This is a genomic window from Nocardioides pinisoli (genome assembly GCF_024199985.1).
GTDB classification, from domain to species: Bacteria; Actinomycetota; Actinomycetes; order Propionibacteriales; family Nocardioidaceae; genus Nocardioides; species Nocardioides pinisoli.
In genome coordinates this window covers 337,253-347,258 of sequence record NZ_JANARS010000002.1, presented here as the reverse complement: position 1 = coordinate 347,258, position 10,006 = coordinate 337,253, and the positions used below count along the sequence as shown (strand labels likewise).

The following is a 10,006-nucleotide window of genomic DNA, read 5'->3' as shown; positions in this document are numbered from 1 at the left end:
CCGATGACCCCGGACGTCGCCGCCTCCTCGCCCCTGCGGGCGTTGGTGGGTGCGGCGCACGCCGGTCCCGCCCTGGCGGTCACCGTCCTGGCCGGGCTGCTGTCGCTCGCCCAGGGTCTTTCCCCGGCGACGACCGTCGTGCTGGTGGCGGCCGTGCTCGCGGGCCAGCTCTCGATCGGGTGGAGCAACGACCTCGTCGACCGCGCCCGGGACCGCGCCTCCGGGCGGGGCGACAAGCCTCTGGCCACCGGTGCCGGAGCGGTGGGCGTCGTACGCGTCGCGTGCGGGGTGGCCGTGCTCGCCTGCGTCGTCCTGTCGCTCGCGCTCGGACCTGCCGCCGGCCTCGTGCACCTCGGCTGCGTCGCCTCGGCCTGGGCCTACAACCTCGGACTGAAGGCGACGGTGTGGTCCTGGGCGCCCTATGCCGTGTCGTTCGGTGGCCTCACCGCGGTGGTCACGCTCACCGACGGCGAGGCGCCACCGTGGTGGTGGCCGGTCGGCGCCGCCCTCCTCGGCGTGGGGGCCCACCTGCTCAACGTGCTCCCCGACCTCGCGGACGACGCCGCCACGGGCGTGCACGGACTCCCCCACCGGCTGGGCCCGCGACGGATCGGCCCGGTCGCGGCCGTCGTCCTCGTCGCGGCGTCGGCGGTGGTCCTCGTCGGGGCCGGTCCGCCGCCGGCCGCCAGCGTCGCGGTGGCCGTCGTCGTGCTCGGCCTCGCCACGGTCGTGGTCACCGGGTCCGGACGGTCCCCCTTCGTCGCGGCGGTCGGCATCGCGCTGGTCGACGCCCTGCTGCTGGTGGTGGCGCGATGAGCGGCCGCACGCCCACGGAGCACTGGGACCTGGTCGTCGTCGGCGCCGGCCCGGCGGGGTCGGCCACCGCACTCGGCGCGCTGGCCGAGGATCCCGGCCTCCGGGTCCTGCTCCTCGACCGCAGCGAGTTCCCGCGCGACAAGTCCTGCGGCGACGGCATCGCCCCTCACGTTCTCGACGCCCTCGCCCCCGTCGGCGCCGCCGACGTGGTCGACGGCTGGTCGCCGCTGCGCGACCTCGAGCTCGCCCACGGCGACGTCTCCGTCGCCGGCCCGATGCGCCGTGAGGTGCACGTCGTGCCGCGACGCGTGCTCGACGCCCGGCTGGTCGAGCGGGCCGTCGCCGCCGGCGCGGTCCTGCGGACGCACCGGGCGACCTCGCTGACCCGGACCGGGACCCCCGTGGTGTCCGGCGCCGTGTCCGCCGACGTCGTGGTCGGCGCCGACGGCGCGCACTCCTTCGTCCGCACCGCCCTGCTGGGCAAGCGGCGCGAGCCGCGCGCCATCGCCATCCGCGGCTACGCGCCGACCACGCCCGAGATGGCCGGCCGGCAGGTCATCCGCTACGGCACCCGCCGCCAGCCGTCCTACGCGTGGGCCTTCGACCGCGGTGACGGACTGGCCAACGTCGGCTACGGCGAGCTCCTGCCGGGCGAGCGCAGCGGAGGCGCCCCGAGCCGCCGGCTGCTCCTCGACCAGCTCGAGGAGCTCGTGCCCGGCGCCGCCCGCACCGGTGGTGACTGGCGCGGCCACCACCTCCCGCTGAGCACCTGGCGCTGGGACCAGCCCGACGGCCCGGTCCTCCTCGTCGGTGACGCCGCCGGGCTGGTCAACCCGATGACCGGCGAGGGCATCTACTACGCCGTCGCGACCGGCATCGCGGCCGGTCGCACCGCCGCGCGGGCGGTGGCGGCCGGGCGGCCCGCGGACGCCGGCGCCGAGCACCGACGCGTCGTACGAGGCATCCTCGGTTCGCACCTGCGCCACACCTGGGCCGCCTCCCGGCTGGCCCAGTCCCCCCGCATCGTCGACGCCGGCATCCGCGCCGCCGGCCGCGACCGGCACGCCTTCGACGCACTCGTCGAGCTCGGCCTCGGCGACGGCCGCATCGACGCCCGCCTGGCCGGCGGGCTGGTGCGCAGCCTCGTCCGTCCACACCGTCCAGACCGCGACCTGCCCACGACTCCCACACCCCGAGGTGGCTCATGAGGATCCTCTCCGTACGAGGCGCACTGCCGCCGCACTCCCACCCCCAGGCCGAGATCACGGAGGCCTTCGGCGAGTTCATCTCCGAGCGCAGCCTCGACCGGTCCCTGCTGCGGCGCTTCCACGCCAACGCCGGGGTCGAGCGACGCCACACCGTCCTGCCGCTCGACCAGTACGCCGGTCTCGTCGACTTCGGGCAGGCCAACGACCTGTTCATCGAGCACGCCGTCGAGCTCGGCTCGCGGGCGCTCGTCGACGCGCTGAAGGCGGCCGACCTGACGCCGTCCGACGTCGACCTCGTCGTCACGGCGACGGTCACCGGGCTCGCCGTGCCCTCGCTCGACGCCCGCATCGCCGCGCAGGTGGGCCTGCGTGAGGACGTCCGCCGGATGCCGCTCGTCGGGCTCGGGTGCGTCGCCGGAGCAGCCGGCATCGCGCGCGTCCACGACTACCTCCTCGGCCACCCCGACCACACCGCGGTGCTCATCGCCGTCGAGCTGTGCTCGCTGACGGTCCAGCGCGACGACGCCTCGGTGCCCAACCTCGTGGCGAGCGGGCTCTTCGGCGACGGGGCGGCCGCCGTGGTCGCGGTCGGCGCGTCCGGTCGCGCGGGGCGGCCGGGGCCGGTCGAGGTCCTCGACTCGCGCAGCCGGCTCTATCCCGACAGCGAGCGCACGATGGGCTTCGACGTGACCGGCGGCGGCCTGCGCATCGTGCTCGACGCCGAGGTGCCGACCCTCGTGGGCCGCTTCGTGCGCGGGGACGTCGACGCCTTCCTGGCCGACCACGGGCTCACCCGCGCCGACATCGGCTGGTGGGTCTGCCACCCCGGCGGCCCGAAGGTGATCGAGGCGCTCGAGGAGGCGCTGGAGGTGCCGCGTGACACGGTCCGGCTGACCTGGGAGTCGCTGGCCCGGGTCGGCAACCTCTCGTCGGTCTCGGTGCTCCACGTCCTCGAGGACACCCTGCGCGAACGCCCACCCGCTCCCGGCAGCCACGGGGTACTGATGGCGATGGGCCCGGGCTTCTGCTCGGAGCTGGTCCTGCTGAGGGCCGCGTCGTGACCAGCCTCGTCGCCTTCACCGTCCTGGTGGCGCTCGTCGGCCTGGAGCGGATCGCCGAGCTCGTCGTCTCGACCCGCAACGCGCGGTGGAGCCGCGAGCGCGGCGGCGTCGAGCACGGCCTCGGGCACTTCCCGTTCATGGTTGTGCTGCACACCGCCCTGCTGGTCGGCGCGCTCGCCGAGGCGTGGATCCGGCAGCCCCAGGTGCCGTCGCTGCTCGCGTGGTCGATGCTCGGTCTCGTCGTCGCCTCCCAGGCCCTGCGCTGGTGGTGCATCGCGACCCTCGGCCCGCGCTGGAACACCCGCGTCATCGTCGTACCGGGCATGGCGCCCGTGACGTCGGGGCCCTACCGCTACCTGCGGCACCCCAACTACGTCGCCGTGGTCGTCGAGGGCGTCGCGCTGCCCCTGGTCCACACCGCCTGGATCACCGCACTCGTGTTCACGGTCCTCAACGCCGCCCTGCTCGTCGTACGCATCCGGGTCGAGGACGCCGCCCTCGCCACCCTGCCGCGGGCCGACGGCGCCACCGAGCCGCGGACGGAGGCCGCCGGTGCGTGACCTCGTGGTGGCCGGCGGCGGCCCGGTGGGCCTCGCCGCGGCGCTGCACGCCCACCGGGCCGGTCTGTCGGTCGTGGTGCGCGAGCCCCGCACGGGCCCGATCGACAAGGCGTGCGGCGAGGGCCTCATGCCCGGGGCCGTCGCCGAGCTCGCCGCCCTGGGCATCAACCCGCACGGTCGGGAGCTGACCGGCATCCGCTACCTCGACGGCACGGCCGAGGGCGAGGGCGCCACGGCGAGGTTCGCGCGCGGACCGGGACGCGGCGTGCGTCGCACGGTGCTGCACGGCGCGCTCGCCGACCGGGTCGCGGCGGCCGGGATCCCGGTCGACCCCCGCCCGGTGGCGCGCGTCGACGACGCCGGCGACCACCTGCTGGTCGACGGCGAGCCGACCCGACACCTCGTCGCCGCCGACGGCCTGCACTCCCCCGTGCGCCGGCTGGTCGGCCTCGACGCGCCCGTCGCCGGCCGGCGTCGCTTCGGCTTGCGGTGCCACGTGCAGCAGGTGCCGTGGACGTCCTACGTCGAGGTGCACTGGTCCGCACGCGCGGAGGCCTACGTGACGCCCGTCGACGAGGACCTCGTCGGCGTCGCCGTCCTCGGCGAGGCCGGCTCGCGCTTCGAGGACCTCATCGAGGACTTCCCGCTGCTGCAGCAGCGCCTGACGGGTCCGCGCACGCGGGTGATGGGGGCCGGGCCGCTCCGGCAGCGGGCCCGCGCCCGGTCGGCCGGGCGGGTGCTGCTCGTCGGCGACGCCGGGGGCTACGTGGACGCCCTGACCGGCGAGGGCATCGCCCTCGGCCTGGCCCAGGCCCGCGTCGCCGTCGCCTGCATCGCCGAGGGGCGCACGGACCGCTACGACCGGGTGGCCCGCCGCCTCGGGGCGCGCCACGAGCTCCTCACGCACGCCCTGCTGCGCGCGACCGCCCACGCGGCGGTCCGCCGGCACCTCGTCCCGGCGGCGGCGAGGCTGCCGTGGCTCTTCGACACTGCCGTCAACCAGCTCGCCCGACCCGTGGGGAGGCCCGCATGACCACGACCGAGACCAGCACGACCGGCACCGTCACACCCGAGCTGGTGGTGCTGCTCGACGAGGACGGCCGGGCCGTCGGCACCGCTGACAAGGCCGGCGTCCACCACGCCGACACCCCGCTGCACCTGGCCTTCTCCTGCTACCTCTTCGACGCGGAGGGCAACGTGCTGGTCACCCAGCGGGCGCTGCACAAGCGGACGTTCCCGGGCGTGTGGACCAACAGCTGCTGCGGCCACCCCGCCCCCGGTGAGCCGCTGGAGGAGGCCGTGCGCCGCAGGGTGGAGCAGGAGCTCGGCACGACCGTCACCGGCCTGCGCCTCGTGCTGCCCCGGTTCCGCTACCGCGCCGAGCAGGACGGGGTCGTCGAGAACGAGATGTGCCCTGTCTTCGTCGGCTCCGCCGACGGACCGGTGTCCCCCGACCCCGACGAGGTCGGCGAGGCCCGGTGGGAGCCGTGGCAGGCCTTCCGCGCGGCGGTCCTCGACGGCACCCGGCCGGTGTCCGTGTGGTGCCGCGAGCAGGTGGCGCAGCTGCCGGCCGACCCGGCGTCCGCCCCGGCCGCCGACGCCGAGGACCTCCCCATGGCCGCCCGGGCCGGGGAGACGCCCTGAGGTTTCGTCGTTCGCCGACGTCGCGCCGGGCCGTGTGACACCCTGTGCGGGTGCCTCGAGGAACGTGGGCCACCGACCCGGCATGAGAAGGACCCGTTGACCGACGACTCCACGCCGCCGATCTCGCGGTCCCCCCTCGACGCCGAGAGCGACCGCCTCGCGTGGCGTCTCGCCGTCGACGCGGCCGGCGTCGGGGCGTTCGTCTGGGACCTCGTGACCGGCGACCTGCGGTGGGACGGCCGGCTCCTCGAGCTCTTCGGCCTCGACGACGACAGCTTCGGCGGGACGATCGAGGCCTTCAACCGGTGCGTGCACCCCGACGACCTCGGCCGCGTCTCGGACGCCCTCCAACGCGCCATCGCCACGAGCGGTGACTACCTCGCGGAGTACCGCGTGGTGCATCCCGACGGGACGGTGCGCTGGATCGAGGCCCGCGGCCACGCGTTCGCCGACGAGCCCGACGGGCATCCGGTCCGCCTGGTCGGGGCGGCCTACGACACCACCGAGGTGCGCGAGGGCGAGGCCCGGGTGGGCCGGGTGCTGGAGTCGATGTCGTCGGCGTTCTACCAGCTCGACCGGGACTGGAGGTTCACTTACGTCAACTCCGAGGCCGAGCGGTTGCTGGGCTCGAGCCGCGTGCACCTGATCGGCGCCAGCATCTGGGAGGCGTTCCCCGCCGCCGTGGGGAGCGCGTTCGAGGACAACTACCGCGGCGCGGTCGCGTCGCGCGAGCCGGTGACCTTCGAGGCGTACTACCCCCCGCCGCTCGACGGGTGGTACGAGGTGCGCGCATGGCCCTCGCCCGAGGGCCTGGCGGTCTACTTCGTCGACATCACCGCTCGGCGCGACGCCCAGGAGGCGCTCGACCGGTCGGCGCACCGCCTGGCCATGCTGGCGTCGGTCTCGGAGGCGCTCACCGCGACGCTCGACCCCACCGAGGGCGTCAGCCGCCTGGCGATCCGGTTGGTGCCCGAGCTCGCCGACTGGTGCCTGGTCACGCTGGTGGAGGACCCGCACGCGAGCGACTGGCGACGAGGCCTCCGCGACGTCGGCTGGTCGCACCGCGATCCTGCGATGGAGGACGTCCTGCGCGACTACGCGGCCAGGCGGCTCCGGGCGATGACCGACTCGTCCTACCTCGCCCAGGCGATCCGGGGAATGACACCCGTGCTGATGGACTCGTCGGCCACCGAGGCCGTGGCCGCCGTGCTCGAGCCGGGGCCCGCGCGCGACCGGCTGCGCCAGCTGGCTCCCTTCTCGGCAGCGGTCGTCCCCCTTCGCGCCCGCGGCCGCACGGTCGGCGTCGTCAGCGCCTTCCGCGACATCCTCCGCACGCCCTTCACGGACGACGACGTGGCCCTCCTCGAGGACATCGGTGCCCGCGCCGCCCTCGCCCTCGACAACGCGCGCCTCTACGAGTCGCAGCGCGACGTCTCCGAGGCCCTGCAGCGCAGCATGCTCACCCCGCCGCCGCACCGCGAGGGCCTGCAGGTCGCCACCCGCTACACGCCCGCCGGCGAGGCGGCTCGCATCGGCGGCGACTGGTACGACGCCTTCCTGCAGCACGACGACGGGTCGACGCCACCCGACATCGTGGTCGTCGTCGGCGACGTGGTCGGGCACGACGTCGAGGCGGCCGCCGCGATGGGGCAGGTCCGCGGCCTGCTGCGCGGCATCGCCGTGCACAGCGGCGACGCGCCCGCCGCGATCCTGTCCGGGCTCGACACCGTCATGCAGTCCCTCCAGCTCGAGACCACCGCGACGGCGGTCGTGGCCCGGTTCGAGCAGGCGCCCTCCCCCCGTGAGGGGTCGTCAGGCGTCCTGCTGCGCTGGTCCCACGCCGGGCACCCACCGGCACTGCTCGTCGACCCGCACGGCGCGGTGACCCGGCTGGCCGACGCCGACGCCAACGACCTGCTGCTCGGCTTCGATCCCGCGGCCGACCGCCACGAGGGCGCGGTGACGCTGGAGTCAGGCGCGACCCTCGTGCTCTACACCGACGGCCTCGTCGAGCGCCGCGACCGTGACATCGAGGACGGCATCACGGTGCTCGAGCACCTGCTCGCCGAGATGGCTCCCACGACGTCCGACCTCGACCAGCTGTGCGACCGCCTGCTCGGTGCCATGGCGAGCCAGGAGCAGGAGGACGACGTCGCCCTGCTCGTCGTCCGGTGGGCTCCCGACGCCGCCTGAGGACGTCGTACGGCGGAGCCTGACGGGTCCTCAGGTGTTGTAGCGCAGCAGGCTGATGACGACGAAGATCGCCGCGATCAGCAGGACGCCGCCGATCACCGCCAGGATCGGGGTGACCTTGGGCCGGGGTCCGGGGGCGTTGAGGGGCTGGTTGGTGCTCGGGCGCTCACGATCGTCCATGACCTGCCGTACCCCGGGTGGAGACGCCCCATGCCGGCGCCGTCCCCCGCCGGCGCCTCCCGCTCACCCATGCGGGGGGAGGCGGGCGTGGCGCCGCGTGCCGGATCCTCGTCGGGGGCGGCTGTCCGCCGAACACAGGGAGGGTGCGCAGCATGAGCCAGGCACGTGCCGCGGCTTCCCGACGCGACATCTGGGTGCGCGGGCTCTTCATGCTCGGCCGGATGGTGCTGACGGTGTCGGCGCTGTGCGTGACGTACTTCCTGATCCCGACGAGGCGCCCGGGCGACGGGCTCGGGGTGCCGTGGCTGATCCTGCAGCTGTGCGTCTTCGCCGCGGTCGTCGGCGTGCAGGTCCCGGCGATCGTCCGGGCGAGGTATCCCATCCTGCGCGCGATCGAGTCCCTCGCCGTGCTGGTCCCGGTCTACCTGCTGATCTTCGCCCGGGTCTACCTCGCCAACTCCCAGAACGACCCGACGGGCTTCTCCCGCTCCCTCGACCACGTGACGGCGCTCTACTTCACGGTCACCGTCTTCGCCACCGTCGGCTTCGGCGACATCGTGGCGCAGACCGACAGCATGAGGCTGCTGGTGACCGCGCAGATGCTGGGCAACCTGGTGGTGCTCGGGCTGGGGATCAGGCTGCTCACCTCGGCGGCACGGCGCGGCATCGCCCGTCGGGGAGGGCAGCCGGACGTCGGGGAGCGTGACCGCCCCCTCGTCTGAGAGGTGCCGACTGCGGGCCCTCCGATCGCCCACGGCGGGTGAGGGCAGCGGAACCGCCCGCCCGTACGGTCGGGCCAGAAGCGGCAGCAGCCGGGGCGGTGACCGGGAGGATCCCGATGAGCGAGGTGGCCACGCGCAGCACCCGAGCGGGCGGGGTGCTCGCGGCCACCTGCATCTCCACCCTGGTGGTCAACGCCAACACCTCGGCGGTGAGCATCCTGCTCCCGGCGATCTCCGAGGACACCGGGATGTCGGTGACCACGCTGCAGTGGGCGGTCACCGGCTACTCGCTCGTCGGTGCGGCGGTGATCGTGACGTCGGGCTCGCTCGGCGACGTCTTCGGCCGGAGACGGATCTTCCAGCTGGGCCTCGCCCTGTTCGTCGGCTCGTGCGTGCTGATCGCGCTCGCCGGGTCAGGCGGCATGGTCATCGCGGGCCGCGTCATCCAGGGCGCGGCGGGCGCGACCATCCTGGCCTGCGGGCTGAGCCTGCTCTCGGTCGCCACCGACGGGCCCGCACAGCTGCGGGCCGTGTCCCTGTGGGGGGCGGCTGCCGCCGTCGGGGCAGCGGCCGGCCCGCTGCTGGGCGGCGTGCTCGTCGACGTCACGGGCTGGCAGGGGCTGTTCTGGATCGACGCCGGCGTCGCCCTGGGGTGCATGGCGCTGACCGCGGCGACCGTGCGCGAGTCACGCGACGAGGAGCGGTCGCGGTCGATCGACTACCTCGGCACGGTGCTGATCGCCCTCACCCTGACCCCCGTCATCCTCGGCGTGACCAGGAGCGGCGACTGGGGATGGCTCTCCGCGGCGACGCTCACGTGCTTCGCGATCTCCGTCGGCGCCGGGTATGCGTTCATCGTCGTGGAGGGGCGCGTCGCCGTGCCGCTGCTCGACCTCGCGCTGCTGCGCAACGTCGTCCTGGTCGCATCGACCATCGCGATCCTGATCGGCGCGGGCACCATCAACGGGTTGATGTACCTCCTCAGCCTCTACTTCCAGGACCCGGACGCGCTCGACCTCACGCCGCTCGAGGCCGGACTGGCAACCCTCCCCGCGACGGTCGGGCTCGTCGCCGTCGCTCCCCTGGTGCCCAAGCTGGCGGCCAAGGTCGGGAGCCGTCAGACGGTCGGGGTGGGCTTCGCCCTCAGCGCCGCCGGCTTCGCCGTCGTCGGCCTGATCGACGCCTCGTGGCACTACCGCGCGTTCCTGCTGCCGCTGATCGCCATCGCCGTCGGCATGGGGCTCTCCAACGGCCCCGCATCGGCGGCGGCGACCGCCTCGGTGCCCGAACGGCAGGTGGGCGAGGCGTCCGGGGTGTCCAACATGGCCCGCTACGTCGGCGCCGCGGTGGCCACCGCCCTGGCCGCCACGATCTACGGCACCGTCATCGGCAACCAGACGGCGGACGGCGCGGCGCGGTCCGACGCGCTGGCGAGCGGCCTGGGTGCCGCGTCGTGGATGATGGCGGTCTTCAGCGTCCTCGGCGTCCTGATGGCCCTGCTGCTCCGCCGGCAGCGCGTGGGACGTACGACGCTGGGCGACGCGGCCGCCGCAGCTGCTGCACACACCCACACGCTGCCGACCTCGAGGGCCGAGCAGGCGGGGACCGCTCCCTAGCGCCGC

Annotated in this window: 10 protein-coding genes; 9 read left to right on the top strand and 1 reads right to left on the bottom strand. The window is 74.8% G+C overall.

What is annotated here, in order from left to right; genetic code table 11:
- The first annotated feature begins 3 nt into the window (after positions 1-3).
- The 7 genes from NCI01_RS05680 (at position 4) to NCI01_RS05650 (ending at position 7,482) form a co-directional block, all read left to right on the top strand.
- Positions 4-816 (top strand): UbiA family prenyltransferase, encoded by an 813-nt coding sequence (locus tag NCI01_RS05680; protein ID WP_254180501.1) that lies wholly within the window; start codon positions 4-6, stop codon positions 814-816.
- Positions 813-2,024 (top strand): NAD(P)/FAD-dependent oxidoreductase, encoded by a 1,212-nt coding sequence (locus NCI01_RS05675; protein ID WP_254180500.1) that lies wholly within the window; start codon positions 813-815, stop codon positions 2,022-2,024. Before NCI01_RS05680 ends, NCI01_RS05675 begins: the two co-directional genes overlap by 4 nt.
- The gene (locus NCI01_RS05670) at positions 2,021-3,085 is read left to right on the top strand and encodes a type III polyketide synthase (RefSeq protein WP_254180499.1); all 1,065 of its coding nucleotides are present in this window, start codon (positions 2,021-2,023) and stop codon (positions 3,083-3,085) included. Before NCI01_RS05675 ends, NCI01_RS05670 begins: the two co-directional genes overlap by 4 nt.
- Entirely contained in the window at positions 3,082-3,645 is a 564-nt protein-coding gene (locus tag NCI01_RS05665; protein ID WP_254180498.1) for an isoprenylcysteine carboxyl methyltransferase family protein, read from the top strand. The genes NCI01_RS05670 and NCI01_RS05665 overlap by 4 nt, the downstream gene beginning before the upstream one ends.
- On the top strand, positions 3,638-4,678 hold the full coding sequence (locus tag NCI01_RS05660; RefSeq protein WP_254180497.1) for an NAD(P)/FAD-dependent oxidoreductase: 1,041 nt from the start codon (positions 3,638-3,640) through the stop codon (positions 4,676-4,678). The genes NCI01_RS05665 and NCI01_RS05660 overlap by 8 nt, the downstream gene beginning before the upstream one ends.
- Positions 4,675-5,289 carry an isopentenyl-diphosphate Delta-isomerase gene (idi, locus tag NCI01_RS05655; RefSeq protein WP_254180496.1) on the top strand — a complete coding sequence of 205 codons (615 nt, stop codon included), beginning with the start codon at positions 4,675-4,677 and terminating at the stop codon, positions 5,287-5,289. Before NCI01_RS05660 ends, idi begins: the two co-directional genes overlap by 4 nt.
- 96 nt (positions 5,290-5,385) lie before the next feature.
- A complete protein-coding gene (locus NCI01_RS05650) occupies positions 5,386-7,482 on the top strand; it encodes a SpoIIE family protein phosphatase (protein ID WP_254180495.1) in 2,097 nt (698 codons plus the stop codon).
- Positions 7,483-7,512: 30 nt separating this feature from the next.
- On the opposite strand, the gene NCI01_RS05645 is transcribed toward NCI01_RS05650, so the two are convergent.
- Positions 7,513-7,662, bottom strand: a complete 150-nt coding sequence (locus NCI01_RS05645) for a hypothetical protein (RefSeq protein ID WP_254180494.1) — start codon at positions 7,660-7,662, stop codon at positions 7,513-7,515.
- A 152-nt stretch (positions 7,663-7,814) separates the two neighbouring features.
- Here NCI01_RS05645 and NCI01_RS05640 point away from each other — a divergent pair, with 152 nt between their 5' ends.
- Both NCI01_RS05640 and NCI01_RS05635 read left to right on the top strand, forming a co-directional pair.
- The gene (locus tag NCI01_RS05640) at positions 7,815-8,384 is read left to right on the top strand and encodes a potassium channel family protein (protein WP_254180493.1); all 570 of its coding nucleotides are present in this window, start codon (positions 7,815-7,817) and stop codon (positions 8,382-8,384) included.
- 116 nt (positions 8,385-8,500) lie between these two features.
- Positions 8,501-10,000: an MFS transporter gene (locus NCI01_RS05635; protein WP_254180492.1), complete on the top strand. Its 1,500-nt coding sequence runs from the start codon at positions 8,501-8,503 to the stop codon at positions 9,998-10,000.
- Positions 10,001-10,006: the final 6 nt, after the last annotated feature.

Coding starts and splice junctions, on each gene's coding strand:
- NCI01_RS05640 (WP_254180493.1), top strand. CDS start 7,815: ATGAGCCAGGCACGTGCCGCGGCTTCCCGACGCGACATCTGGGTGCGC.
- NCI01_RS05680 (WP_254180501.1), top strand. CDS start 4: ATGACCCCGGACGTCGCCGCCTCCTCGCCCCTGCGGGCGTTGGTGGGT.
- idi (WP_254180496.1), top strand. CDS start 4,675: ATGACCACGACCGAGACCAGCACGACCGGCACCGTCACACCCGAGCTG.
- NCI01_RS05645 (WP_254180494.1), bottom strand. CDS start 7,662: ATGGACGATCGTGAGCGCCCGAGCACCAACCAGCCCCTCAACGCCCCC.
- NCI01_RS05675 (WP_254180500.1), top strand. CDS start 813: ATGAGCGGCCGCACGCCCACGGAGCACTGGGACCTGGTCGTCGTCGGC.
- NCI01_RS05635 (WP_254180492.1), top strand. CDS start 8,501: ATGAGCGAGGTGGCCACGCGCAGCACCCGAGCGGGCGGGGTGCTCGCG.
- NCI01_RS05670 (WP_254180499.1), top strand. CDS start 2,021: ATGAGGATCCTCTCCGTACGAGGCGCACTGCCGCCGCACTCCCACCCC.